Raw genomic sequence first — 26,333 nt, forward strand, 5'->3', positions numbered from 1 at the left:
GGGCTAGCGAGTCCGTCGCAACTGAGTAGGAGTGTCACATGACCGAGGCATACATCGTCGACGCCGTTCGTACACCGATCGGCAAGAAGAACGGCGGCCTGGCCGGTGTACACCCCGCCGACCTGGGTGCTCACGTGATCAGGGCAATCGTCGAGCGGACGGGTATCGATCCGTCGGCGGTCGACGACGTCGTCTTCGGGTGTGTCGACGCGATCGGCGGGCAGGCCGGCAACATCGCGCGAACGGCGTGGCTGGCGGCCGGGTACCCCGAAGAGGTTCCGGGGGTGACCGTTGACCGGCAGTGTGGGTCGAGCCAGCAGGCCGTGCACTTCGGCGCGCAAGCGATCCTCAGCGGCACCGCCGACCTGATCGTCGCCGGTGGGGTGCAGAACATGAGCCAGATTCCGATCGGTTCGGCGATGGTAGTCGGGCGTCAGTACGGATTCGACTCCCCGTTCGGCGGATCGAAGGGTTGGGGTGAGCGCTACGGCGACCAGGAGGTATCGCAGTTCAACGGCGCCGAACTGATCGCCGAGAAGTGGGACCTCGGCCGCGAGGAACTCGAGCGTTGGGCGCTGCGGAGCCACGAACGGGCGCGGACCGCGATTGCGGAGGGGCGTTTCGACCGCGAGATCGTCCCGGTAGGTGACGTGACGACGGACGAGGGGCCACGGGAGACGAGCCTCGAGAAGATGGCGTCCCTGCAGCCGCTCACCGAGGGTGGCCGCCTCACCGCGGCAGTCGCGAGTCAGATCTCGGACGGCGCGAGCGCGATGCTGCTGGCTTCGCCGGAAGCGGTCGAGAAATACAACCTGACTCCCCGCGCCCGCATCCACCACCTCAGCGCCCGCGGCGCCGACCCGATCTTCATGCTGAGCGCACCCATCCCGGCGACACAGCATGCGTTGGAGAAGACGGGGCTGAGCATCGACGACATCGACCTGATCGAGATCAACGAGGCATTCGCGCCGGTGGTCCTCGCGTGGATCAAGGAGATCGGCGCCGACCCTGCGAAGGTCAACGTCAACGGCGGTGCGATCGCCCTGGGTCACCCGCTCGGTGCGACCGGCACGAAACTGATGGCGACGCTGCTGAACGAACTCGAACGCACCGGCGGTCGTTACGGGCTGCAGACCGTCTGCGAGGGCGGCGGAACCGCCAACGTCACCATCATCGAACGCCTCTGACAGGCTCAGGTGCGGGCTGGGGGGCGATGTCCTCGTCGTCCGTGGCGCGGCGGGTTGTGAACTGGCCACCTTCCCGGTGTGCCTGACAGGCGGCGGGGCCGACCCCTGCCAGGCACACGGGCCGGCGCTGAGTGCCAGCTCGGTTGGGCGTGGCTGCGCAACGTAGGTCGCGGGCAACCGTCACCACGGCATCCGCCCACGCGCCGGGCGGGTCGAACTGCATCCCCGGGCTCTCGGAAAAGTCCGGCTTGTCGTCGACAATCACGAAACGCCATACGAGACGATCCTCGCTTCCGAACTCACGGATCGACAAGTGCACTCCTCGGGAGGCATCCGCACTGTCCCCACGTGGCTATGGCTCGTTCCGGTTTCGATCGGAACGAGCCATAGCGCCTACTCATCTGTGTGAGGCAGCGTTCCAGATCACAACGCGATCAGCATGCGATGGGCGATGTTGTTGTCTCGCAGAGGTCTTAGTGCCAGCCGCGCTAGAACTAGTGTGTTGTCGTCGCCGGCGATGCGGTTGGCGCTGAGCTCACTGCAGGACAAGCACTGGTGGATGATCGTCCATTCACCAGTGGCCCGCACCGATATGCTCAGCGCCTCCATTCGGCCACGGCAAGAAGCTGCCCGGTCGCCAGGAATGCGACGGTCAACATGCAGGCTGGTCAGGCAGTTCGGACAGTGATTACGGTGCCTGGTGCCAGGCGCATCCAGGGACACGTCCAGTCGGCAACCGACACACCGGAAGTCGTTTGCTCGGTGCCCACCTTGGCTGTGCAGGACATCCTTGTGCCGTTGGGGCCGTCGTTTGGCTTGCACACGGACGCGTGGATTCCTATTACGTCTCGACATGAGGCCGTCTCCTTCCTGATATTTCAGAGGTCGCCGAACGATTCCAGCGGGAACGGTGGCTGTGCCAACGGCCGCACCGCGGTGCGCATCAAGATGAACTGATTGTCGTCGGCACAGACGTGGTTCGAGGTCAGTTCATCGCAACGCACACATCGATGGATAACCATCCACTCACCGGTGCGGTGCATGGCGATGGCGATGGGTGACATGCGACCGTGGCAGTCGCTGGCGCCGCCCACGACGTGGTCGACAACATGCTGGGAGTGCAGGCACGACGGACAGTGGTTTCGTCGCACGCCATCTCCCGCGACGGTGGACACGGTCAGTCCGCACCATGTGCAGGTGAACGTACCGATCTTCAGGACATTGTTTGGTGTGCTCGAATGAGATTTGTTACCGGACACCCGAGGTGCTCCTTGCTACGAGGTCTGCAATGACAGCAAGAGCAAGCCGAGTGGCCTCGACGAAATAGCCCACCCCGAAGGCCACAAAATGCGGCGATACAAGGGTTGGGCTGGATCACGGCATCGGGTGCAGCACGTCCTACACCGTCTTCAGGGAGGACAGTGTTGTATTTCTAGGTTGTATTTCTAGACTGGCTAGTTAGGCGACGCAGCGAGGCGCACTCGGCGCGAGCTGGGCGGGATTGGACACAAAGCTCATTTCTTTTGGAGCGCAACAGGCCCGGAGGAGGTTTTGGTAGCCGCGCAAAATTATCAACAGGCGCGTGGCTCGGCAATCAATTTATGACTCCGTGAGGCAACCGACTACCTTGCGCTGTGAAGCTTCCGCCATGAAGGTCAGCCAGCGCCACCTTCATTGAACGACTCTGATCACTCAGGTTCGGGCGTGGGTGGCGATATCCTCGTCGAACGCCCGCACCATCTCGGGGGCGAGGGTGGGACGCACGCCTCGACCACGTTCAGGTCCGTAAACGCTAATTCAGGGATCCTTCGGCACACGGGTCCGCGCAAAGATATAAACGCAGGAACCGAGAACTGCCGCCAGGCTAAACACGAGGACCGCCGCCAGAACCCAACCACCCGGCACGATCGTCCCGGTCGCGGTCAGACCGGAAAGAACAACGCCGGTAGCGATCACCATGATCATGGCAGCCCCGGCCGCTTCCAGGCCCGACGCGAGCACATCATTGAATGCCTCGCGCCGCTCCGCCGCAGTCCAATAAGCGTGTGCGGTCCGGCTAGGCAGATTGATCGCCGACGCAGGCACCCTCGCTATGCACCAGCGCGCACCACCGAACATCGCGAGGAACAAGGCCGCCATTCCGCACATTCCGCCCAGGAAGTAGGCCGTGCTGTCCCACCGGTGGTCACCGCCGCTGGTGTCGAATTGCCCTGGGACCCTTTCGAGACCGAGAGACAGCATCCACATCACCGCCCCACCAAACACCAAGACAGAGAGCCCGAGCGCGATACGAGTCGGCCTGCTTCGACGAATCGACATGTCTCAGACACTACGGTGCTCACCCAGACCGCAAGAATCGGCGCCACCGGGCATCCACCAACGCGGGTGAGTCTCGATGTAACGGTCTCCTCACCGCAACGGATACACCGGCCGTCCGTTACTTCTGGGAGGGAAATCTGAATGAAGCGCTCAGTACTCGTCCGAGCCGGCGCGTCACTCTCACCGAAGCGACTGGCAGTGGTAGCCGTCACTGGCGCTGCACTCGTCGGTTTGTCAGCCCCGGCGGCGGCCGCGCCCATTTCTGACCCGCTCGCTCCGATCACAGAGTTCGCTTCGCGATCCACGGTCGGCAATATCGCGGCGCCGGTGGGATTGACTGTTCAGGCCCTCGATGCCGCCCATAATGCCGGATTTCCGATCATGGAAGCAGTTGCCGTTCAAGACGTCCCGAGCGCACCGAGCACTGGACCGTCTGCCGGTGCCCGAAACTTCGTCGAGTACGGGCGCGTATACGACCGGAACCGCATCCACGTTCCAACGCGAAAATTCGTGACTGTAGGCGCACTGCCTCTCGACGTCTTCTACCAGCGGATCAACGTGCCCACCCTTGACCCGACCATTTACATCAACCCGCACGTGGGTGACGCCGGGATGACTGTCCTCGATCCCACGCCCGTGCTGTTCCGAAACACCCCTGTCGTCACAATTCCCGACGGTCCGCCGGTCGGCGCAGCACTCGTCACCGTGAGGTAGCTCGCGGTACTGAACGGCGCAGAGAGAAGCGCCCACATATCTACCGGCTGTCCGTTGCCTTTCTAGGAGGGAAATCTGAATGAAGCGCTCAATATTCGTCCGAGTCGGCGCGTTGGCTATCGGACTCCTGATGCTCAGCTCCGGCGTTGCAAGCGCCCAGGATGCCTGGCCGGTCGATCCAGGAGAGGGAAGCCCCGTCCGTCCGGTCGACAGGACGGACTACGTTCTGACGCCCGATCAACCCGAGTTCTGGAATCCGGCAATCGGTAAGACCCGCGTCATTTCCCCCTTCGGGAGAACCAAGATCGTGTGTATGGGCTACCGCGTCGACAATGCGTGCTGGCAAGCCGATCCGGCAGGGAACCCGCACAAGCTCGAGTTCCTCTTCGGCATGGGTGTCTTCGGGTCCTTCACTTCAATACCCGCACAAAACGTGTTCGTCTATGCAGGATGATCCCCGGAGTGTGCTGAGTATCGAGTATCTCTGCAAGGGTAAGGATTTCGTCGGCCGTTACGGGCTGCAGACCGGCTGCGAGGGCGGCGGAACCGCCAAGGTCACCATCATCGAACGACTCTGACGGCTCAAGTGCGGGCGTGGGTGGCGATGTCCTCGTCGAACGCCCGCACCATCTCAGGGGTGAGGGTGGGACGCACCTTGTCGATCACGTTCAGGTAGTCCTGGGTGTCCGCGTGGCAGCGTCCCCCGGAATCGACGCTACGTTCGAACGTCGCCTGCGCGACCGTCCGCGCGGCATGAGCCACATCGGCCGGGGTGTAGCCTTCGGTCGCGTCCACGAGGCCCGAAACGTCCACCTTTTCGTTGCCGAGGTAGCGCTCCCACAGTGCGTGTCGGGCCTCGGCGTCGGGAGCGCCGATCGGTAGCACATAGTCGAAGCGCCCGTGCCGCAGGAAGGCATCATCTAGTGCGCGAACGGAATTGGTCGCGCACACCAGAAGTCGCCCGGCACGTTCCCGGAAACCGACGATCGACTTCAGTAGTTCATTCACCACTCCGACGGACGGCGATCCCGGATGTCGCTGGGCCGCGACCTCCTCGACCTCGTCGATGAAGACGACGACGTGCTCGAGTTCGTCCATGGCCGTGAATGCGTGCCCGAGACCAGCAGCGAGGCCGTTCCCGTTCGATGCCAGGCGTGACGGAAAAAGTTCGACGAACGGCCAGCCCAGCCGACTGGCGATGGCACGCGCGAAGGTCGTCTTCCCTGTTCCGGGCGGCCCGAACAGCACCACTGCGCGCGGCGCGGCCACCCCGTGGTCGGCCGCCAACTCCGGCTGCGACAGTGGCAGCACGATCTTGCGTTCGATGAGCGATTTCTCCCGGGCCATTCCGGCCACCTGCCTCCACAGCCCGGCGGGTGGCACGCCGCCGCCGAGCAGAGCCAGGACCTCGACGGATTGGGGGGACACCGTCTCGACCTTCTCGTAGTACGTGACGCCGGCGCGCGCAGCGAAACCGGAGTTGGTCAGAGCCGCGGCGCCGGTCTCACCGTCGGGCAGGAGTGCGGTCACCCGTCGCACCCCTTTGGCGAGCAGTCGGTGTTCGAGTTGCGACAACAGTGCGCTGCCGAGTCCTCGTTTTCGCCAGCCGGGATCCAGCGAGATGCGCATGACCCACGCGCGGTCTTCGTCGATACGGCCGACCGCTGTCCCAACGATGCGTCCGTCCGTCACCGCCACGACGGCCGGATGGCGATTGAGCAGGCTGCCGACGACATCCGAGAGTGCGAACAGCGGTGACTGGTTCGTGGTGGTGGAACTGCTGTCCATGCGGACGACAGCCTCGAGATCCTCGGGCTCGAAATCTCGGATGTTCCAGGCGTCCATTCCGGCGCCTCCAGGCAGTGGTGGCAGAAACTTCCAGGTTACGCGCGCAGACGTCCCGTGGCATGACGGCTCGATATAGGCGGCCTTGGAGGGTTCGAGTGCTCGGCGCGATCAGTCGCCGGCCTTTCCTCCAGCATCGGCCAGGCTTCAGGGCATCACGTCCCCGCTGTTCGGGCCCAGGGTCTGGCCGAGGTACAGATTTCCGCCCGGGTCGGATGCCAGCAACACGGCGGTGGGTGCCACCTCCCGCGGTTGCCCCCATCGGCCCAGTGGAATCTCCGCCATCTTGGCAGCTTTCCATTCCGCGGTCATGCCGGCGACGAGCGGAGTCGCGACTGGCCCCGGAGCGATGGCGTTGACCAGCACATTGTGCCGTGACACCTCGAGCGCGAGCGACTTGGTGAGCGCGATCACCCCGGCCTTCGCCCCGCGTAGTGCGAGAGTGCCACCCCACCCTTGATGCCGAGTTGCGACGCGATGTTGATGATGCGGCCCTCGCCCGCCGACACCATGGCAGGCACCACGGCTCGGCACATCAGGAAGGTACCGGTCAGGTCGATGTCGATCGTGCGGCGCCACATGTCGAGTGGCATGTCGGCGAGTTCTGATTCCTCGGCGATGCCGGCCGAGTTGACCAGGACATCCACGTGTCCGAGAGCATCGACGGCTCGTGCGTACGACACGCGCACCGACTCCTCGTTCGCGACGTCGACCCGCACCGCCGCGGACGCTCCGAGTTCGTCCGCCGCCCGTTCCGCCTGCAACTGGTCGAGGTCGGCGATCACCACAGCCGCACCCTCGGCGATATACGACTCGACTATTGCGCGGCCTATACCGCTGGCTCCGCCCGTGACGAGTGCCCGTCGGCCGTCCAAAATTCCCACCGACGTTCTCCTAATCCTGCATCTTGACAGTGAGACCGCCGTCGACGACGAGTGCTTGTCCTGTGAGATAGCGCGATTCGTCACTGACGAGGAACCGGATGACGGTCGCGATCTCGGCAGCTGTCCCGACTCGTCCCCACGGAATATTCTGCCCTGCCGCTGCCAACCCTTCGGGGCCGAGCGAATTGACCGGATCAATCGACTGTGGAGTCTCGATTATTCCGGGAATTATTGCATTGGAGCGGATTCCGCGCGGGGCAAGTTCGAGCGCGAGTGCCCGGCTGAGTCCGAGCACTCCCGCCTTGGCGGCCGAATAGTGGGCGTGATCGGCCCAGCCGTAGACCCCGCCCACAATCGAGGACATCGAGATCATGGAGCCTGGTCCGTCGATCCGGGTGGAGGCGGCGCGCAGGGTTCGCATGACGCCGCTGAGATCGACCTCCAGCATCTCGGACCAGGCGTCGTCGCCCAGTTCGGCGATCGCGTTCTTCCGGAGGATACCGGCGTTCGCGACGGCGAAGTCGAGTCGGCCCCATTCGGCCAGTGCCCGTTCGGCGAAGGCTTCGACCTCGGCGGTGGACCGCACGTCGACGTCGTGGACCACGCCCCTGCCACCGGTGTCCTCGACACGTCGCAGGGTTTCCCTCGGGTCGTGAGGGTCGCCCGGGAAGGTGCCGATGACTACGTTGACGCCCACCTCGGCCAATGCGACTGCTGTCTCGCGGCCTATGCCGCTTGCCGCTCCGGTGACGATTGCCACCTTGTTCGTCAGATTCTCGTACGGGTTGTGCATGAAGGCTCCTGTGGGTTCCCCCCAACGGCTCTTGGTAGATCAACTCTGGCGGGGAAAGCGATTCTTGAAGTCATTCACCATGTGGTGGAACGTCGCCCATTCGACACCGTCGTGGGTGTTGATGTACTCGATGTGGCGTTCGAGCATCAGCAGCGACTGCGGTCGTCCCGACACGTCCGGATGGATGGTGATGGGGAATATTGCATAGTCCATCTCGCGATAGACCCAGTCGAACTGGTCACGCCACATTTCCTCGAGGTGCCGGGGACTGACGAATCCGTGGCTGTTGGGGCTGGACTTGATAAACATCTGCGGCGGCAGATCATCGAGCAGCCAGTTGGCAGGGATTTCCACCAGATCGGTCTCGTGCCCACGCTCGAGCGGTTTCATCCAGGTCGCTGCCGGTTGGCTGTAGTCGACATTCGTCCAGGAGTCGCCGACCCGCACATAGTACGGCGTGAAGTCGTTGTGCATCAGGGAGTGGTCGTACTCGACGCCGCGCTCGACGAGTAGTTCATTGGAGAATTCCCACCAGGGTGCGGTGTACCCGGTGGGCTTGGTGCCGGTGAACGATTCGATCAGTTCGATGCTCCGATCGAGGACGTCACTTTCTTGTTGACGCGTCATCGCGATCGGATTCTCGTGGCTGTACCCATGGATGCCGATCTCGTGCCCGGCCGCGACAATCTGCTCGATTTCGCGGGGGAAGGTCTCGATCGAGTGGCCGGGAACGAACCAGGAGGTTCTGATGCCGTACTTGTCGAACATCTTCACCAACCGCGGCACACCGACCTCACCGGCGAACATGCCGCGGGAGATGTCGCCGGGGGAGTCCTGCCCGCCGTAGGAGCCGAGCCATCCCGCGACGGCATCGACGTCGACTCCGAAGTTGACGAAGATCTTCTTGGCCATAGGTACCGTTCCTACGTGTCGGTCTGATTCACCGGGGTGTAGGGCACGACGGTGAGGTGGGTGTGCGTGCGGACTATGCCGGCGATTTCCGAGGGTGATGCCACGGCGAGGGCTGAGGCGAGCAGGACCCGTGCTTGTGCGGGCCTGAGTAGACCTGCCGGCAGGGCGCCGACCTCGGCGAGATCGGCGCCACCGCCATTTCCGTAGCGGGGCATGATGTCGCCGCCCGCGACGCGTGTCGCGACCACCACGGGGATACCGTTGGTGATGCACTCTCGGGCGCCGTCCACGAACGCCAAGTTCGCGTTGCCGATCCCAGTCGCCTCCAGCACGATTCCTCGGGATCCCGCGTGGACGGCAGCGTCGAGGAGGGTTCGATCAGCGCCCGGGTAGACGGCCACGATGTCCACTCTGGGAAGCTCCTTCGGAAACGGAAGTGGCTGTGGGCGAACCGGTCTGGCGAGAAGTGTCAGAACTCCGGTGTCGACCCGGCCTAAAGGTCCGGTGGCGCCGTTGTCGAACGCGTCGAGCGCGGTGGTATGTCTTTTTCGCGTGGCGGCGGCAGGGAAGAGGAGGCCGTCGAATGCGATGGTTGTGCCGAGGTCATGGGAACGCCGGTCAGCAGCGACGGCGATTGCGTCCCTCAGGTTGCGCGGACCGTCGGACGTCGGCTCGCCGGCGGTGATCTGGGCGCCGGTGAAGACCACCGGCCGTGAATCGGCATGGTGCAGATCGCTCAGATAGGCGGTTTCCTCCATCGTGTCGGTGCCGTGGGTGACGACGACACCGGACACGGCCGGATCGCAGAGGACGGCCAGGACCTCTCGGACGATGCCGAGTTGATCGGCGGGTGTGAGCAGGTAGCTTCCCGTCGTCAGAATGTCGCGGCTCTCGATCTCGATTCCACACGCGGCTACGCCGACAGAGTCGAGCAACGCAGACACGTCGTCGGACGCGACGGCATGCCCGGCCGGGTTGTTCCGGGACGCGATGGTTCCGCCCGTACCCAGTACGACGACCTTGCTCATGACCTGCCCTTTACACTGTGCAAACGTTCGAGCTCAAACGTGGTGCGTTCATTAGATTGGTGAGAACGGCGATGTGTCAAGGGCTCTCCGACTACGTGCTCACCACCGTTACGAGGGGATCGAGGAGGTTGGATTCTCGATGTCCGTCATCAATTCCCTCGACAAGTCGTGCAACCAGTCGGCCATCCAACTACAGTCGTGGGTCCACAGGCTCGGACTCGAGCGCCAGAACCGCGAATACCGGCTCGTGCACTCGCCACAGCGGGTCGCCTTCCGCGAGCCGGGTCAGCGCCTCGAGCCCGAGCGCATGCTCGCGCAACGCCATCGACCGTTTGCGGCCCAGGGATCGGTTGCGCAGCTCGTCGAGATTCTCGGTGTAGTCGGGCCCGTAGATGATCCGCAGGTACTCCTGCCCGCGCACCTTGACGCCCGGCTGAATCCTCCTGTGTGCCAGCTCCGCCGGTGTCGCACCGAGTGGCTTGACCACCATGCCCTCACCGCCGGCATCGGTCAGCCGTGACCACCAGGCGGTTGCCGCGTCCTGGGACGCATCTGAGGTGAGGTCGACGGGCAGGTGCCTGGTCTGCGCGATAAGAGGATCGTCCAGTGTCGCCAGCTTGGCGAGGTGCCACGAGTGCGGTTCGGTGACCGCGGTCGCTCGGCCCTCGCAGGCGAGGATCTGGAAAGGCGCCAGACGCAGCCCGTCCAGGCCGGTCACCGGCCAGCAGTACCGCGCGTACGCCTCGCGGAACCGACGGGCGTTGGCCGCGCGGGTTCGGGTGTGGGTCAGCAGGCCGCCGACGTCCAAACCCCTCGCAGCGGCCTGCTCGAGCGCGATGATCGCATCCGGCAGCGCCGCACCCGCCGCGGCCCCGACCGACGCGTACTGGCTGCGGATCAGCTCTCCGGCCTTCGCCGACCACGGCAGCACTTCGCAATCCAGTGCCAGCCACTGCGACCCGAGGTCGTCCAGTAGCGGCCCGCACGCCTTGCGAAGCCGGGCAACCAGTTCGCTCATCCTGGCCGGATCGTCGAAGAATGGTCTACCCGTGCGGGTGTAGACGATGCCCGAGCTGCCATCGGTGACGCCGAACCGCTTCGCCGCGGTTCCGGCGTCGCGGGCCAGCACCACGATCGCCCGAGAACCCATGTGCTTCTCCTCGCACACAACCTCGGTGACCCCACTCGCCGCGAACTCGGCAAGAGCCTGTGCTGGATGCTCCAGGTAACCATCGAGATTCGACGTTTCCGGTGGCGCCATGGTCGGCGGCAGGTACACCAGCCAGCGCGGATCGACGGCGAATCGGCTCATGATCTCGAGTGCGGCGGCGGCGTTCTCCTCACGCACCTTGATGCGCCCCTTGTTGTACCGGACGTCGACGTGCCGTGTCCCGTGCACGTCGTCGATGGACAACTGCATCGGATCCCGCTGTGTCCGATAACCTGGCGTGGCAGGGCCTGTACCGATCGGTCGCACCGATTCGAACCACACCTGCTCGGCCGGAACGGAAACAGTCTCCTTGCTGGGGTAGCGCAGGGCGGTCAGCCTGCCGCCGAAGACGACTCCGGTGTCGAGGCAGATGGTGTTGTTGATCCAGTCGGTCTCCGGCACGGGAGTGTGGCCGTAGACGACCATGGCTCGCCCGCGATACTCGCTGGCCCAGGGATAGCGCACCGGCAGTCCGTACTCGTCGGTCTCGCCGGTCGTGTCTCCGTACAGTGCGAACGAGCGCACCCGGGCCGACGCGCGGCCGTGGTAGGACTCCTTCAGCCCGGCGTGCGCGACCACCAGGTTTCCACCGTCGAGCTCATAGTGGCTGATCAGGCCGTCGATGAAGGCGTGCGCGGCCTTGCGGAAGTCGTCGGATTCAGCGGCGAGCTGATCCAGTGACTCCTCCAGCCCGTGCGACACGGTGACCTTCCGGCCGTGCAGCGCCCGGGCAAGCTTCTGTTCGTGATTGCCCGATACGCACAGCGCGGTTCCGGCCGCCACCATGCCCATCACCAGGCGCAGCACCCCGGGCGTGTCCGGTCCACGGTCGACCAGGTCGCCGACGAACACCGCGGTCCGACCCTCGGGGTGGTGGGCGCCGGTACCATCAGGCTCGAGCATCCAGCCGAGCGCGCGCAGCAGCGTTTCCAGTTCGCTCCGGCAGCCGTGAACGTCGCCGATGATGTCGAATGGACCCGTCAGCTCCCGTTTGTCGGTCCACGCCTTCTCGGTAGATACTGTCGCCGAGTCGATTTCGTCGACTCCGGTGAGCACGTGAACGCGTCGGAAGCCTTCTTTGCGAATCTTCGGCAGCGACCCTCGAAGGTCCTTGTGCTGCCGGCGAATCACGTGCGGACCGAAGTCGCGGTCCGGTCGCGTCGCGTTGCGCTCGATCGCGACGCCGTCGGGAACGTCGAGCACGATCGCGTCCACCAGGACGTCGTGCGACTTCGCCAGATCGATCAGGGCCTTGCGTGATTTACGCTGCACGTTGGTGGCGTCGACGACCGTGGGCAGGCCGCGTCGCAGCCGAGTCCCGACAATGTAGTGCAGCACGTCGAAGGCGTCCGATGTTGCGGTCTGGTCGTTTTCGTCGTCGGCGACCAGCCCGCGGCAGAAGTCGGACGAAAGTACCTGTGTGGGAGCGAAATTCTTTTCGGCAAAGGTGGACTTTCCGCTGCCCGACACTCCCACGAGTAACACCAGCGACAGTGCAGGCACCGAGATGTCAGGCACCGAGATATCAGACACCGAGATATCAGACATTGTCGCCTCCCACCCGCGCGAAGACCGCCATCTGAGTCGGTGGGCCGACCTCTGGGTCGTCCTCCCCGACCGGTCGGAAATCGACGGTGTATCCGTGGACGTCGCAGACCTTGCTTGCCCACGAACGGAATTCGGCCTGCGACCACTCGAAGCGATGGTCGCGGTGGCGCATACCGTGAAGGTCGGTGTAGCGCACGTTGTACTCGGAGTTGGGTGTCGTCACGATCACGTGCCCGGGCCGCGCGGTACCGAAGATCACCTGTTCGAGTGCGGTGAGCCGCGGCGGGTCGATGTGCTCGACGACCTCCATCAACACTGCCGCGTCGTAGCCGGCGAACCTGTGGTCGGTGTAGGTGAGCGCCGCCTGGAACAGGTGCAGTCGATCGCGTCGTCGCTCCGGCATCCGATCCAGCCGCAGCCTGCGTGCGGCGAGCGTCAGCGCTCTGGTCGACACGTCCGCGCCGCCGATCTTGGTGAAGCCGGGATTTTCCAGCAGCGCGGAAACCAGTTGGCCGGAACCGCATCCGAGGTCGATGATCGTGCGGGCGTCCAGCTTGCCGAGCGCGCCGAGAACCGCCTCGCGTCGAAGCAGGTTGAGCGGTGTCGTGACCATAGAGTCCGTCTCGAGCACCGCGTCGTTGCCGGGCTCTTCGTCGACCGGCGGTTCCAGCTCCTCCTCCACGTCGTCGCCGAGTTCGGCGAGACGCTCGAGGGCGGAGCGAGTGAGAGCTGACTGATGCCGCAGGTAGCGGCGGGTGATGAGGGCCCTCTCAGGGTGCTCCGCGAGCCAGGATTCGCCGGCCCGGATCAGCTTGTCGATCTCGTCGGAGGCAACCCAATAGTGTTTGGCGTCGTCGAGCACCGGAAGCAGTACGTACAGGTGATTCAGGGCGTCGGCGAGTCGGATGTCGCCCCGCAGGGTGAGCCGCACATAGCGGGAGTCGCCCCATTCCGGAAACGCATCGTCCAGCGGCACGGTGCGCGCCTCGACGTTCCATCCCAGTGGGGCGAAGAGTCGTTCGGCGAGTTCCGGTCCACCGCGGCACGGCAAAGCGGGCAGCGAAATTTCCAGGGGTATAGGCGTGGAGGCAAGCTCGGGCTTCATGGTGCACCGTCCGGTGCGGGCGGTGCGGAAGACGTCTGCCAACGCCACGGAAAGCAACGATGACGCGGCGTACGGCCGGTCGTTGACGTACTGGCCGAGGGTGTAGTCGGGTGCGAACCTGCCTGACGTGCGGGCGAGCCGTATCGCGTCGACATCCAGCAACAGCGCCGCCGTGCAGCGATCCTCGTTCGCCTCGGGATAGAAGACCCGCGCGACACCGCAGGATTGGGTGAACTCCTGGACCCGATCAGGGTGCTTGTGCAGCAGGTAACCGAGGTCGGTCGCCGGTCGTACAGTCGTGGAAATCGTCATGATCACGGGGCACAGTCTGCCGTAGGAAGGGTGTTCACCGCATCCACAATTCGGCATCGAGTGCTCTAAAGCTCGGGCCGATCGCGGGTGGGTGCCCTCTGCGGTAGGGAGCGGATTGAACCGTTGCGGCCCGTTTCTGTCGGTGTCCTGGTCATTCAGGACCTTCGTCTGTGAATTGCTGCGGATTTGCCAGAATCGGCATGGGCGCCACGGGTTTTGTCGATGATCCCGGGCATGAGGTTATCCCTTCCGGAGTTCAGTTATCGCAGCAGTCGCAGTCGTGATCGGCACCAGCTTCGTTGGTCGTGATTGGCCTGGGACAGCAGGTGTCGCCCTTCCATGCGTTGACGCCTTCTTTCACGGCGATCACAGCGATGCCGAGAGCGGCAATCGGATCGGCCCACGACCAGCCCAAGAGGCTGTTGAGCAGCAGACCGACCAGCAGGACCGCGGACAGATAGGTGCACAGCAGCGTCTGCTTCGAGTCGGCGACCGCCGACAGTGAACCGAGTTCGCGGCCGGCTCGGCGTTGCGCCCACGACAGCGTGGGCATGATCGCGAGGCTGACAGCCGCCAAGGTGATGCCGACGCTCGAATGCTGAGCTTCGCCGACCCCGAGCAGTGCTCGGATCGCCGCAACGGTGACGTAGAGGGCGAGGCCGAAGAACGAGAATGCGATGACCCGCAGGGCGATTCTCTCGCGGGCTTCAGGATCCTTGCCAGCGAACTGCCAAGCCACGGCCGCGGCGGAGGACACCTCGATGACCGAGTCGAGGCCGAACCCGATCAGCGTGGTCGAAGAAACCCGAGTTCCCTCGGTGAGCGCGATGCCTGCCTCGAGCACGTTGTAGCTGATCGTCGCGGCTACGAACCAGCGGATCCGCCGCGACAGCACCCTTCGCCGCCCTTCGGTAAGGACGGGTCGCGCCGAGTGCAGGCTGAGGCCGTAGATCATCAACAGCACTCGTCGGTCTCGGCAACCGGGCAGCAGGACGGGTCGACCGCCAGCACCAGGCCGATCAGGTCGTCGAGGGCCTGCCCGATACGGGGATCGGCGAGCTCGTACCGGGTGCGCCGCCCTTCCGGTGCGGAGACGACCAGTCCGCATCCACGCAGACACGCCAGATGATTCGACAGGATCTGTCGCGAGACCCCGATCTGTTCGGCCAGCTCGGACGGATATCCCGGCCCCGACCGCAGGCTCAGCAGAATCTGGGTCCTCGTCGTGTCGGACAAGGCGTAGCCGAAGCGGGCCAGTGCATCGCGATGGGTAGTCGTTTCCACACCCAAATGATACACAAACTTCTGTATTCAGAAAATTATGAACCGAATCTGTGTGCTTCCGAGGTTCGCGCGTCCGTGCGAGATGATCTACTTCGCTCTGGTCTAGCGGGGTAGTTCGCCGGTGAGATACCGCTGCAGATTGGGGGCTATCAGTTCGATGATCCGCTCGTGTGTGGCCGAGGCCAGCGGTTCGAGGGCGAGCATGTACCGCATCGAGGCCAGCCCCATCAGTTGGGTGGCCACCAGGTTTGCGCGCCACTGGGCCAGCTCCGGGTCGGTCTCGACGGACTCGGCGATCGGCTGCAACGCCCGCTTGAGCATGAACTCCCGCAGAAGCCTGGCGCTGCGGTCATGTGCGATCGAACTACGCAGCAAAGCCACTGCCGCCGATCCCGCCGGGGAATCCCACATGTCGAGTGCTGTGCGCAACATCCGCTCGGCGAGCCGGTCAGCGGGTCCGTCGAGGATTGTGTCTACGTATCGTCGCGGGTCGATCGGGGCGTCCATCATCGCCAGGAACAGTTTCTCCTTGGTGCCGAAGTAGTGGTACACCAACGCCGCATCCACGCCGGCGGATGCGGCGACCGAGCGAACGGTTGCCGCATCGTATCCGTGCTGTGCGAAGGTAAGCCTTGCGGCACTGAGGATCTGGTCTCGGGTGTCCTGTTTCCCCGGCCGCCGCCCGCTCCGCCGCCCGGCGGCCATCATGACTCGATCTTCGCGTCGCGGTCGATCAGCACCATCGTCTCCTCCAGGGTGGCGGGCACGTCCGTCACCGCCGCCTCCACACCGGCTGAGTCGAGCGCTCCGCGCACAGCGGCGGCACCGACCCCCGCCACCCGCACCACCCGTCCGGCGAGCGTCACCGGCAGCTGCGCCGTCACCAGCGCGTCGAACGCCCGTGCCCACTCGGTTGCCCGCACGGCGACCGCCCGCTGCCCGCCGATGATGTCATCGAGTGTTCCGTGTGCCACCAGGTGTCCCTGGGACATGATCACCAGCCGGGTGCACTGCTGGGCCTCCTGAAGATAGTGCGTGGTAACGAGCACTGCGCAACCGGTGTCGGCCTGGTCGTGGATGGTGTCCCACAATCGGGTACGGGCCAGTGGGTCTACACCAGAGGTCGGTTCGTCCAGGATCACCAGTTCCGGGCGGTGCGACAATGCGCAGTAAAACGCGAGTCGCCGTTGCAGACCCAACCCAATCTTCCCGACCTGACGCGTCGCGACCGCTTCGAGCGCATCCGGCAGGGCTTGCGCGGTCATCCCGAACGCCTCGGCGACGAATTCCACATTCTGCCGGACCGACAGTTCCTGATAGAGACCGAGCCCCTGCGGCATGTAGCCGAGCCTGCGGCGGGCGCCTCGCGATGGCGGCGCGCCGAACACGTCGATTGCCCCCCGATCCACCGGCTCGAGCCCGAGGATCATCCGGATCAGCGTGGTCTTACCGGCTCCGTTTGCGCCGATCAGTCCGACGATCTCCCCGGGGTGAACCTGCAGCGACATATCTCGGACCGCGGTGAACGACCCGAAACTCCGCCACACGCCACACACGTCGATCGTCACCGACTCAGCCATGTCTGGACCCCCGCTGCTCGGCGCGCGCCAACATCAGCGCGATTACCGCATCCTCCAGATCGGTCTGTCCGTCCGGATCTGGATGCCCGGACGGATTCCACACCCGGAACATGTTGCCCCGCCGCCAGGTCCGTTCCGATTGTGAGCCCGCAGGCCGCATCCGTTCGGTACCGACCGTGCCCGGGATCGAGGCGATCACCTCATCCGGGGTTCCCCACCCGAGGACCGCGCCGTCTTCGAGTACCAGCACTCGGTGCGCCCGCTCGGCCTCATCCAGGTAGGTCGTCGACAGCAGCACCGCAGTGCCCGCCGCGGCCGCCTCCGCCACCATTCGCCACAACTCCACACGGCTGACCGGATCCACGCCGGTGCTCGGTTCGTCGAGCAGAAGCACGCGCGGACGGTGCAGCATCGCGAGACAGAATCCGAGTTTTTGCCGCATCCCGCCGGACAGCTGCCCGCCGAGCCGATCGCCGACGCTGCCGAGGCCGGCCGCGCCGAGCAGGTGCTTTCTCTGATCCGCCAGCAGAGCGGAACTCATTCCGTAGGCGCTGCCGACGAATTCGATGTTCTCGTCCACGGTCAGGTCCTGCCACACCCCCGACGCGCTCTGCTGGAACCCGACCTCGTCCTTGACAGGCATCGTGACGGTGCCATCGGCGATCGGCACCCGGCCCGCCAACGCCCCGAGCAGGCTGGTCTTGCCCGCCCCGTCCCCCCCGACGACCGCGGTGACCTGTCCGCGCGGAATGTCGACGGTCACCGCATCCAGCACCGGCCGGTCGGCCAGGCGCACCGTCAACGCGGCCGCGCCCCAGACATCCTCACCCGGCACGGCGCACCACCGCCTTTCCCGCCGGTGCGATCGACCGCTTCAGCCGGAACACCGCCGCCCCGAAGATCACCACCGCCATCACGATCAACACCGTGATCGGCACCCACAAGGTGTTCATTCCGGCCCCGCGCAACATCACGCCCTGCGAGATCTTCGTGAAGTAGGTCAGAGGCAGGAGATACCCGATCCATCGGACTCCGGCAGCCATCGCGTTGAGGGGAAAGATCATGCCGGACAGCAGGACTTGCGGCAGCAACACCATCAACGCCGCCTGGATCGCCTGTCCGGTGGTCCTGGAGATCGTCGAGATGAACACCCCCAGCCCGAGCACCACGAACAGGAAGATCGCCGCCCCCAGGGCGAAGATCAGCACGTTGCCGTTGAACGGCACCGAGAAGATCCACATGCCGAGCAGGGTCACCGCCACCATGTCGATGGCAGCCAGCAGGAAGTACGGTGTGATCTTCCCGGAGATCACCTCGGCCGGCGAAAATGGCATCACCGCAAGCTGCTCCAGCGTTCCCGCCTCACGCTCCTTGACCAGGCCGATGCTGGTGATGATGGTGCCGATGAAGGTCAGGATCAGTCCGATGATCGCGGGCACCATCACCCAGGACGTCTTCAGGTCCGGGTTGTAGAGCACCTCCGAGTCGACGGCGGAGCCCATCTGCGCGACGATGATCTTGGCGGATTGGGCGGCAAAGAGATTGGATCCGTCGATGTATACCATCGGCTTCCCGGTTCCAGTGACGATCGCCAAGTCGGAGACGTCGTCGCGCAGCGCCGCTCGCGCGGTCGCGTCGGTGCCTGCGGGGTCGGCGGTGTCTACACGCAGCGCCCCCTCCGTCTGCGGGTCGGCCTGGAGCTGCTCGGCCACCGCCTGAGCGTTCGGACCGGTGATGGTCACCCCGAGCGTCGAGACCGTGAAGTTCGCGGCGAACCCGAACACGATCAGCAGCAACACCGGTAGCGCAACCAGCATGGCGAGGGTGCGGCGATCGCGCCGCAGTTCACGAAATTCCTTGACGATCATCGCGCGCATGAACACTCCCCAAAGAGGCAGGCGGACTGCATGAATTCATCAAACAATGAATTAACGGTAGGCGCTGCCCAGGGCTGCGTCAAATACTTGACGTGGACGCTACCGAATCGTGACCGACATGTCAGGGAAGTGAGTATTCGTCACGGTTTCCGACGAGGAAGACCGATTTGAAGGATGATGAGGAACTACAGCTCGGTCACTGCTATCGCCTGCGCCTCAGTGAACTAGCCCTTGACGAACTAGCCCTTGACGAACTAGCCCTCGACGAACTAGCCCTCGACGAACTAGTCCTCGACAAAGTTGCGGAGCACGTGGCCCAGAGACGGGAGAACATCGTGTTGCTGGACGGGATCAACCACATTGCGTGGATCTCCACGGACGCCGCCCGCTTGGCCCGGTTCTATGCCGAGGTATTCGACGCTGACGTGGGTCCGACGCGCACCCACGGGCAAGACGGCAATGAAACAATGACCACCATTCGCATCGGTCCGCATACCGAGCTGAACATCTTGGTGATCGAAGGGAACACCGAAGCTGAACGTCAAACACCCATGTGGGGGCGTGGTCGCATCGATCACTTTGGCCTGCAGGCGGCCTCACCCGAGGCATTCGCCACGATTCGGCAACGGCTGATCGACAAGGCGGCCAGCGACGGCAGCATCAACGACTTCGGGCAAGTCCACAGCATCTTCTTCCGCGACCCCGACGGGCTCGAAGGGGAAGTGGTGATTGCCAAGTCTGCAACGTGAGTCGCCGACTCGAATGCTCGGCGGTCAGCGGATATCGCTCCTCAGCCGGTCGAGACCGTCGAGGATGAGGTCGAGTCCGAACTCGAACTCGTCGGCGTACGCGTACCCGGGCTTCATGGCGTGGTCGACAATCATCTCGGTGAGATGCGGGAACTCGTCGGCGGGCAGCTGGCCGAGGATCGTCTCGGCGACGTCGTCGAGGTCACTCGAGCCCTCGAACGGCAGGTTGATCTCCTGCAGGACGAACCCGTACAGATAACTGTCGATCAGAGAAAACGCGTGGGCTGCGCCAGCGATGCTGAAGCCACCCCGGCGCAGGATTCCGATCACGGCGTCGTGGTGCCGAAGGGTCGCCGGTCCGGGATTCCCGCGGGAGTCCATCAGTCCGATCGCCCACGGGTGCCGTACGAGGACGGCGCGCGCCGAGATCGTCCGTTCGCGTATCGCTTTGCGCCACCCGTCATCGCTGGCGGGCAAATCGATCTCGCCGAAGACGGTGTCGATCATTCCGTCGAGGATGGCGCTCTTGTTGGCGACGTGGTGATACAGGGACATCGCCTCGACTCCGAGGTGATCGGCGAGTTTGCGCATCGAGAGCGCGGCGACCCCCGCGCGGTCGGCGAGGCCGACGGCCGCGACGAGGACAGTGTCGAGCGTCAGTGGCGTGTGGGGTCTTGCGCGGCGCGCGGATTTCTCTGCGGGCAAGGGGGGCTCCTGCTCGGGGTGGACACATTCGGGTCTTGACCCACCTTACTGCGTAAGGTTACCTTACGGTGTAAGTCAGTTCCCGGAGTGAGGAGTTCGCATGGAAACCGCTGATACGCAAAAGAACGGCAACCCGGAGGCGACGAGGAGGGTGTGCGTCGTCGGTGCCTCGGGCAAGCTCGGCCGCTACATGGTCCGACATGCGCTGGACCGGGGGTACGAGGTCGTCGGCGTCTGCCGCGAGAAGAGCGTGGGCAAACTCGCGGAGTTCGACGGCCGAATCACCGTCGTCCCTGGAGCAACCGACGATCGCGACGTCATCGCGCGAGCCGTCGCCGGCTGCGACGGTGTCCTCGCCGTGCTGGTGCCGTGGGGTATGCGCCACTACGCTTCCGGCACTGCGCAGGCCGTCCTCGACTATGCGCCCCCAGGTGCGCGGCTCGTATTCTCCTGCGGCTGGCACATCACTCGCGACGGCAAGGACGTCTACACGCGCAGGCTCAGGGCGTTCGTCGCGGTCGTGGGCCGATTGGCCAGGCTCGTCAGGGTGGTGGACTTGGACGACCAGGTGGAGGCATGCCGGCGGATCTTCGCCAGTGACACCCGGTGGACCGTTGTCCGCGGCAGCGACCTGGAAGAGGGTGAGAGCCAAGGGCTGCCGGTCTGGAGCAGACACGTCGGCGATCCTGTGCTCGCGAGCAACTTGACCCGCCGTGTGGACTTCGCGATGTTCATGGTCGAGGCTCTGGGCGACGACAGGCTCGTACAGGAGGCGCCGGCTATCGTCGGCTGCCTGACCCCGTCCGCGCTCGCCTGCGCAGAGGGGGCGGCATGAGCGCATTCATCAGCACTTCTGACCAGCGTGTCATTGGGCGCGGCCGATCACGAGAAGGTCGGTGCAACCTCTGCGTACTGTAAGACTGGACCGGAGGTAGGAATGGGACTGTGCCCGCCCTCCGTAACCGACATGCTGGGAGCCGCAATTGGACCGAGTCAGCGCCATCCTCGACGGCATCCTGAGCTACCTTACGGATGCTTCGTCTGTTCGGCCGAATACCAACCGTCCGCGACTGGATGGACAGCCTCAACCGGAGTTTTGGTATCCACGTGAACCCTGGTCGAGCATCGACAGTCTCCAATCGACCTCCCTTGGCGAATTCGGATTCATCCAAATCGATTGGTCCGAGCCGTCGGGCGCCATATGTGTCCTTGTGATAGATGCAACCAGGTTTCCGCACGATCTGTTGATTGGTGTGGACAACACGATCACCCAACTCGAGCTGTTCTTCTCGCGTAGAGAGTGGAACGCAGAACGGATAGCGACCGTTACGGACTCGACGACAGTGCTCAGTTCCGACACGTGGGTCGCTCAGCTAGGTCGTCTCGGAGGAAGGTTCCCGCAATGAGTAGGAACCGCGCGGCCGTGATCGGTGGCGGCATCATCGGTTTGGCCGTCGCCAGGGAACTCCTGCACCGGATGGGCGGGGTGCAGGTGACGGTCTTCGAGAAGGAAGCGCGGGTCGCCGCCCATCAGACCGGTCACAACAGCGGCGTCGTCCACACCGGTCTCTACTACCAACCCGGCAGCCTGAAGGCGCGACTGTGCCGCCGCGGTGTCACCTTGCTGCGACAGTATGCCCAGGACAAGGATGTCGCCTACGAGGAGTGCGGGAAGTTGGTGATCGCCCGTGACGCGTCGGAAGTTCCTCGGATGGCGGCCATCTACGACAGAGCCGTGGCCAACGGTGTGCCGAACGCGCGCGTCGTCGACGGCAGCGAAATCGCCGAGATCGAGCCGCACGCACGCGGTGTCGCCGCCGTGTATTCGCCATCGACCGCGATCATCGACTACGTTGCGGTCGCGGAGGCACTTGCTGCAGATGTCGCCGCCGCGGGCGGGCGCGTGCTGCTCGGCCGGGAGGTGCTGAGTCTGGACGGCCGATCCACGGAATCGGTGGTCACCACACGAGACGGCAGCGAGGCCTTCGACGTGGTGATCACCTGCGCCGGTCTCCAATCCGATCGGGTGGCACTGATGTCGGGAGAACCACGATCACCGCGGGTGGTGCCGTTCTTCGGCGACTACTTCCTACTCGAGCCGGAACGGTCTTCGCTCGTGAAGGGGCTGATCTACCCCGTCCCCGATCCTCGGTACCCGTTCCTCGGAGTCCATTTGACCAAGCGGGTCGACGGACGAATCATGCTCGGACCGAATGCCTTCCTCTCCCTCGGACGAGAGGCGTATGCCCGTCGCGGATGGTCGGCGTCCGACGTGGCGTCATCGGTCGGGTTTCCCGGATTCTGGCGTTTCGCGCTGCGCAACGCGTCCGCTGCCGCTCGTGAGGCTCGCACAGTCCTCAGTACCGGTGCCTTCGTGAAGGAGGCGCAGAAGTACGTTCCCGAGGTGCGGCGGATTGACGTCACGCGCGGACCCCGGGGCATCCGCGCTCAGGCGATGAACGCGGACGGAAGCCTCGAGGACGATTTCGTCATCACGGGAGCCGGAGGGGTCGTCCACGTTCGCAACGCGCCCTCGCCCGGTGCCACCTCGTCGCTCGCCATCGCTGAACACGTCGTGACGAAGGTCCTGGAACGCAGGTCCGGCTGACTTGCCTCGCCTAATGTCACGTCGGTGTTGTCAGATCGAACCGATGTGACATTGGGCGACGCGAGCGGGGGAGTCGGTGACACGCGAAGGTGAGTTCCGCGCAGGTGAGTCCAGCGGCAGGCTTGCCGTCAGGTGACGGTCAGATTCGCGGTGGGCCAGGAGTTGTTCACGTACCCGTGCGGGTTCCACAATTGAGCGGCCGATTCGGGTTGCACGGCCGCGGTGGTGTCCCAGGCCCGCGCGGTGATCGTCAGTGGCCCGGGTTTCGCGTCGACCGCCAGCGACCAGCGTCGCCAATGCCACGGACTCTGCCCGGCGTCGAGTTCCGCCTGTGCCCACGCGTGACCGCCGTCGAGGGATACGTCCACCCGGGCGATGCCACGACCATCGCCCGCCAACGCGTACCCGCGGATGGTGAGTGGCCCGGACGAGACGGTCGCACCGTCGCTCGGATCGAGGATGTCGCAGTTCAGCGCGACCGTGGAAAGGGGGATTCCGTCGCCCGGGCGCGCAGTATGGAGATCGGCATCGGCAGGAAGAATGTGGTACGCGGTGGTCTGAAAGTAATTATCGGACGGGTGATCCTGGACGTTGATTCCGGTAATCCACTTCACGCTGCGGGCACCGATATATCCCGGAACCACTACCCGGACGGGTCCGCCGTGCACCCGGGGCAAGGGCTCCGAGTTCATCTCCCACACCAGCAGAACTTCGTCCGACAGGGCTTTGGACAGCGGGATCGAACTGCCGTACTGCTGTGGAGGCGTCGCTTCGTCCGCGACGTCGGGTGCGGTGAACTCCACGTGTAGGGATCGGGCGGTGTGCACACCGCACGCCTCGAGGACGTCGGACAGTCGCACTCCCCGCCACTCGGCGGTCGATGTCGCCCCCGATTCCCAGGGCTCGCCGGGGATGTCGCGTACCGCAATGAGACCCGCCCTGCGGTTGCCCGCACACTGCAATGTTGCGACGAGGCCGTGGGTTTCGAAACGGCTTTCGAGGTCTGAGAGCGTGAAGTCCTGTCCATGGTCCACCAACCCGGTGACCGAGAGCCGCCACTGCTCGCCGGGGATGTCCGGGATCTCGCCGTGGTTGCGGCAGTAAAAGGTGTCCAAGGCGGTGACCTCGCCCTCCACCAAAGCGGAACCCGCAGGTTCAGCATTGTATGGAGAGTCTTCGTGGACTAACATGTCTTCGCGTTTTCCCCACATATGTGCACCTGCAATTCGTCTGTGTGCGTGCCGATCTCGTTTTGGTGCAGGTCTGATACTCCAATTCGACTGTAACAAAACTGCGCGCCAGGGGACCTTCAGCGGAATGACCTACCCTCGGCAGCGACGGAAGGCAGAGTGGACCTATTCCGGCGACCTCAGGAGACGTGATTCATGGCCGAGCCCATCGATGAGTACTTCACCACCACCCTTTCAGCGACCAATCGCGGCGCAGGCGGACCTACCGACCCGGACGCGCCGCTTCGCGAAGGAAGCTCGCTGACGGTGCGGCGGGCGCTCGGGTTCTTCGATTCACAGCTGGGCAGTCGGCATCTCGATCTGGCGGCGCGGTGGCTTCGATCCCGTGGGGAAGGCTTCTACACCATCGGTTCGTCCGGACACGAAGGTAACGCGGCGGTGGCCGCTGCTCTGCGTCCCACCGATCCGGCTCTGTTGCATTACCGGTCGGGCGGTTTCTTCCTCGAGCGGGCACGGCAGGTCCCCGGTAGTGATCCGTTGCGGGATGTCCTTCTCGGGGTCGTTGCGGCTGCCCACGAGCCGATGTCGGGAGGACGGCACAAGGTCTTCGGCCGCCACGATCTCAACGTAATCCCGCAGACCTCGACGATCGCCTCGCATCTTCCGCGCGCGGTCGGGGTAGCCTTCTCCATCGCCAGGGCCGCCAAATTGCACGTGACCTCGCCTTGGCCAGCGGATGCTGTCGCGGTGTGCAGTTTCGGCGACGCCTCCGCGAACCATTCCACGGCGGCCGGCGCGATCAACACGGCGATTCACGCCGCGTATCGGGGTCTGCCGGTGCCACTGCTGTTCGTCTGCGAAGACAACGGGTTGGGGATCAGCACGAAGACCCCTGCTGGGTGGATCGCGTCCGCCTTCGGAACCAGGGAAGGTCTCGAGTACTTCGCGGTGGACGGTTCCGACCTGCCGACGGCTTTCGCCACCGCCGCCGCCGCCGCGGAATGGGTCCGAATCCACCGGCGCCCGGCGTTCCTGCACCTGCGTACCGTGCGGTTGATGGGGCACGCCGGGTCCGACGTCGAATCCGCGTACCGCAGCCCGGAAGAGATCACCGCCGAATTCGACCGCGACCCGGTGCTGTGCACGGCGCGCTTGCTGATCGAGGGCGGGCACCTCACGCACGCCGAGGTGCTCGACCTCTACGAAAAGAAGCGCGCCGAAGTCCTCGAACTGGCCGAGCAGGTCGGCGCGCTCCCACAGCTGGACGGCCCCTCGGCGGTGATGTCTCCGCTGCGCGACAGTCTTGCGGAGGCCGTCGCCGCCACTCCACAGAATCGCGATCCGGACCGCCGCGCCCAGGTTTTCGGGACGGTTCTCCCGGAGGATGAGGGCCCGTTGACCGTCGCCTCGGCGATCAACCGGGCGTTGCTCGACGTGCTCGCGCTCTATCCGGAGGCGATGGTTTTCGGTGAGGACGTCGGTCGCAAGGGCGGTGTGTACGGCGTGACCCGGGGACTGATGAAGAAGGTCGGCCCGGCCCGGGTGTTCGACACGGTGCTCGACGAGCAGGCGGTCCTGGGCCTTGCCCTCGGAGCGGGAGTGTCCGGACTAATGCCGATCCCGGAAATCCAGTACCTCGCCTACCTGCACAATGCCGCCGATCAGATCCGCGGGGAGGGCGCCACCCTTCAGTTCTTCTCCGACCGGCAGTACCGGAATCCGATGGTGATTCGGGTAGCTGGATACGGGTATCAGAAGGGTTTCGGCGGGCACTTTCACAACGACAATGCGATCGGTGCGCTGCGCGACATCCCCGGCATCGTGATCGCCTCACCGGCACGCCCGGACGATGCGGCAGCCATGATGCACACCGTCGTCGCGGCCGCGCACACCGCGGGCGTGGTGTGCGTGTATCTCGAACCGATTGCGCTATACCACAACCGGGATCTGTTCGAGGAGGGTGACGAGCAGTGGCTGGCCCGCTACCCGGACCCGGCGAGGCAAGCGCACAGCGAGGTTCCGATCGGAAGGGCACGCACCTATGGCGACGGAACGGATCTGACCATCGTCACCTTCGGCAATGGTGTGCGCATGAGCTTGCGGGTAGCCCGCCGACTCGAGCGGGCGAACATCGCTGCGCGGGTGGTGGATATGCGATGGCTCGCGCCACTGCCCTTGCGTGACATCCTCCGCGAGGCGGACGCCACCGGGCGGGTACTCGTCGTCGACGAAACCCGCCGATCCGGGGGCGTGTCCGAGGGCGTGGTCACCGCACTCGTCGACGAAGGCTTCAGCGGGCGCATCGCGCGGGTCGCGAGTGAAGACAGTTTCATCCCTCTCGGTGACGCCGCGCTCGAGGTGCTGCTGTCCGAGGACACCATCGAGGCTGCCGCGATCACACTTGTTCGTCCGCCGAATGTCACAGCGGTGCAGTCCAAGTAAACCAATGTGACATTGGGCGAGCGGGACGCCGAGGCGCACGC

At 64.7% G+C, this 26,333-nt stretch carries 25 protein-coding genes and 2 pseudogenes; 8 read left to right on the forward strand and 19 right to left on the reverse strand.

Annotated elements, in window-relative coordinates; genetic code table 11:
- The first annotated feature begins 38 nt into the window (after positions 1–38).
- A complete protein-coding gene (locus RM2_RS00770) occupies positions 39–1,187 on the forward strand; it encodes an acetyl-CoA C-acetyltransferase (RefSeq protein WP_072686940.1) in 1,149 nt (382 codons plus the stop codon).
- Here RM2_RS00770 and RM2_RS00775 read toward each other — a convergent pair.
- The 4 genes from RM2_RS00775 to RM2_RS00790 form a co-directional block, all read right to left on the reverse strand.
- Positions 1,171–1,500, reverse strand: coding sequence for a hypothetical protein (locus tag RM2_RS00775; protein ID WP_139277630.1), 330 nt, complete (start codon positions 1,498–1,500; stop codon positions 1,171–1,173). The genes RM2_RS00770 and RM2_RS00775 overlap by 17 nt on opposite strands.
- A gap of 110 nt (positions 1,501–1,610) precedes the next feature.
- Entirely contained in the window at positions 1,611–2,042 is a 432-nt protein-coding gene (locus tag RM2_RS00780) for an RNHCP domain-containing protein (protein ID WP_072686942.1), read from the reverse strand.
- A 23-nt stretch (positions 2,043–2,065) separates the two neighbouring features.
- A complete protein-coding gene (locus tag RM2_RS00785) occupies positions 2,066–2,446 on the reverse strand; it encodes an RNHCP domain-containing protein (RefSeq protein ID WP_072686943.1) in 381 nt (126 codons plus the stop codon).
- Positions 2,447–2,984: 538 nt separating this feature from the next.
- Entirely contained in the window at positions 2,985–3,506 is a 522-nt protein-coding gene (locus RM2_RS00790) for a hypothetical protein (RefSeq protein ID WP_139277631.1), read from the reverse strand.
- Between the two features lie 141 nt (positions 3,507–3,647).
- Here RM2_RS00790 and RM2_RS00795 point away from each other — a divergent pair, with 141 nt between their 5' ends.
- The 3 genes and pseudogenes from RM2_RS00795 to RM2_RS24990 all read left to right on the forward strand — a co-directional run.
- Positions 3,648–4,220 carry a hypothetical protein gene (locus tag RM2_RS00795; RefSeq protein ID WP_139277632.1) on the forward strand — a complete coding sequence of 191 codons (573 nt, stop codon included), beginning with the start codon at positions 3,648–3,650 and terminating at the stop codon, positions 4,218–4,220.
- 79 nt (positions 4,221–4,299) lie between these two features.
- On the forward strand, positions 4,300–4,674 hold the full coding sequence (locus RM2_RS00800; protein ID WP_072686946.1) for a hypothetical protein: 375 nt from the start codon (positions 4,300–4,302) through the stop codon (positions 4,672–4,674).
- A gap of 52 nt (positions 4,675–4,726) precedes the next feature.
- Positions 4,727–4,798: pseudogene (locus tag RM2_RS24990) on the forward strand (hypothetical protein); the annotation flags it as partial.
- Positions 4,799–4,802: 4 nt separating this feature from the next.
- On the opposite strand, the gene RM2_RS00805 reads toward RM2_RS24990, so the two are convergent.
- The 13 genes and pseudogenes from RM2_RS00805 to RM2_RS00865 all read right to left on the reverse strand — a co-directional run bounded on the left by RM2_RS00805 (position 4,803) and on the right by RM2_RS00865 (position 18,598).
- Complete coding sequence (locus RM2_RS00805; protein ID WP_072686947.1) at positions 4,803–6,065, reverse strand: ATP-binding protein; 1,263 nt, start codon at positions 6,063–6,065, stop codon at positions 4,803–4,805.
- A 147-nt stretch (positions 6,066–6,212) separates the two neighbouring features.
- Positions 6,213–6,949 (reverse strand): annotated as a pseudogene (locus RM2_RS25705) (SDR family NAD(P)-dependent oxidoreductase).
- A gap of 10 nt (positions 6,950–6,959) precedes the next feature.
- A complete protein-coding gene (locus RM2_RS00815; RefSeq protein ID WP_072686948.1) occupies positions 6,960–7,742 on the reverse strand; it encodes an SDR family NAD(P)-dependent oxidoreductase in 783 nt (260 codons plus the stop codon).
- Positions 7,743–7,781: 39 nt separating this feature from the next.
- Positions 7,782–8,654: a polysaccharide deacetylase family protein gene (locus RM2_RS00820; RefSeq protein WP_072686949.1), complete on the reverse strand. Its 873-nt coding sequence runs from the start codon at positions 8,652–8,654 to the stop codon at positions 7,782–7,784.
- 11 nt (positions 8,655–8,665) lie between these two features.
- Positions 8,666–9,682: an asparaginase gene (locus RM2_RS00825; protein ID WP_072686950.1), complete on the reverse strand. Its 1,017-nt coding sequence runs from the start codon at positions 9,680–9,682 to the stop codon at positions 8,666–8,668.
- A 190-nt stretch (positions 9,683–9,872) separates the two neighbouring features.
- Entirely contained in the window at positions 9,873–12,440 is a 2,568-nt protein-coding gene (locus RM2_RS00830; RefSeq protein WP_072686951.1) for a polynucleotide kinase-phosphatase, read from the reverse strand.
- A complete protein-coding gene (locus RM2_RS00835; RefSeq protein WP_245813696.1) occupies positions 12,433–13,857 on the reverse strand; it encodes a 3' terminal RNA ribose 2'-O-methyltransferase Hen1 in 1,425 nt (474 codons plus the stop codon). Before RM2_RS00835 ends, RM2_RS00830 begins: the two co-directional genes overlap by 8 nt.
- Positions 13,858–14,113: 256 nt before the next feature.
- Positions 14,114–14,812, reverse strand: coding sequence for a cation efflux transmembrane domain-containing protein (locus RM2_RS00840; RefSeq protein WP_072687187.1), 699 nt, complete (start codon positions 14,810–14,812; stop codon positions 14,114–14,116).
- Positions 14,812–15,141: an ArsR/SmtB family transcription factor gene (locus RM2_RS00845; protein WP_072686953.1), complete on the reverse strand. Its 330-nt coding sequence runs from the start codon at positions 15,139–15,141 to the stop codon at positions 14,812–14,814. Before RM2_RS00845 ends, RM2_RS00840 begins: the two co-directional genes overlap by 1 nt.
- 102 nt (positions 15,142–15,243) lie before the next feature.
- Positions 15,244–15,849, reverse strand: a complete 606-nt coding sequence (locus RM2_RS00850) for a TetR/AcrR family transcriptional regulator (RefSeq protein WP_218017205.1) — start codon at positions 15,847–15,849, stop codon at positions 15,244–15,246.
- Positions 15,846–16,709, reverse strand: coding sequence for an ABC transporter ATP-binding protein (locus tag RM2_RS00855; protein ID WP_072687189.1), 864 nt, complete (start codon positions 16,707–16,709; stop codon positions 15,846–15,848). The genes RM2_RS00850 and RM2_RS00855 overlap by 4 nt, the downstream gene beginning before the upstream one ends.
- A gap of 4 nt (positions 16,710–16,713) precedes the next feature.
- Positions 16,714–17,556, reverse strand: coding sequence for an ABC transporter ATP-binding protein (locus tag RM2_RS00860; protein WP_307718079.1), 843 nt, complete (start codon positions 17,554–17,556; stop codon positions 16,714–16,716).
- On the reverse strand, positions 17,546–18,598 hold the full coding sequence (locus RM2_RS00865) for an ABC transporter permease (RefSeq protein ID WP_245813677.1): 1,053 nt from the start codon (positions 18,596–18,598) through the stop codon (positions 17,546–17,548). The genes RM2_RS00860 and RM2_RS00865 overlap by 11 nt, the downstream gene beginning before the upstream one ends.
- 167 nt (positions 18,599–18,765) lie before the next feature.
- On the opposite strand from RM2_RS00865, the gene RM2_RS00870 reads away from it, so the two are divergent.
- Positions 18,766–19,347, forward strand: coding sequence for a VOC family protein (locus tag RM2_RS00870; protein WP_245813678.1), 582 nt, complete (start codon positions 18,766–18,768; stop codon positions 19,345–19,347).
- Between the two features lie 24 nt (positions 19,348–19,371).
- Here RM2_RS00870 and RM2_RS00875 read toward each other — a convergent pair whose 3' ends face one another.
- Entirely contained in the window at positions 19,372–20,052 is a 681-nt protein-coding gene (locus tag RM2_RS00875) for a TetR/AcrR family transcriptional regulator (protein WP_072686955.1), read from the reverse strand.
- Between the two features lie 100 nt (positions 20,053–20,152).
- On the opposite strand from RM2_RS00875, the gene RM2_RS00880 reads away from it, so the two are divergent.
- Together RM2_RS00880 and lhgD are read left to right on the forward strand one after the other, a co-directional pair.
- Positions 20,153–20,887, forward strand: coding sequence for an NAD(P)-dependent oxidoreductase (locus RM2_RS00880; protein WP_072686956.1), 735 nt, complete (start codon positions 20,153–20,155; stop codon positions 20,885–20,887).
- Between the two features lie 567 nt (positions 20,888–21,454).
- The gene (gene lhgD, locus RM2_RS00890) at positions 21,455–22,660 is read left to right on the forward strand and encodes an L-2-hydroxyglutarate dehydrogenase (RefSeq protein WP_072686958.1); all 1,206 of its coding nucleotides are present in this window, start codon (positions 21,455–21,457) and stop codon (positions 22,658–22,660) included.
- Positions 22,661–22,788: 128 nt separating this feature from the next.
- Here lhgD and RM2_RS00895 read toward each other — a convergent pair whose 3' ends face one another.
- On the reverse strand, positions 22,789–23,871 hold the full coding sequence (locus tag RM2_RS00895) for a sulfite oxidase (protein WP_072686959.1): 1,083 nt from the start codon (positions 23,869–23,871) through the stop codon (positions 22,789–22,791).
- Between the two features lie 174 nt (positions 23,872–24,045).
- Here RM2_RS00895 and RM2_RS00900 point away from each other — a divergent pair, with 174 nt between their 5' ends.
- Positions 24,046–26,292 (forward strand): thiamine pyrophosphate-dependent enzyme, encoded by a 2,247-nt coding sequence (locus RM2_RS00900; RefSeq protein ID WP_072686960.1) that lies wholly within the window; start codon positions 24,046–24,048, stop codon positions 26,290–26,292.
- The last annotated feature ends 41 nt before the right edge of the window (positions 26,293–26,333 follow it).

This window comes from Rhodococcus marinonascens NBRC 14363, assembly GCF_001894885.1.
GTDB lineage: Bacteria > Actinomycetota > Actinomycetes > Mycobacteriales > Mycobacteriaceae > Rhodococcus_F > Rhodococcus_F marinonascens.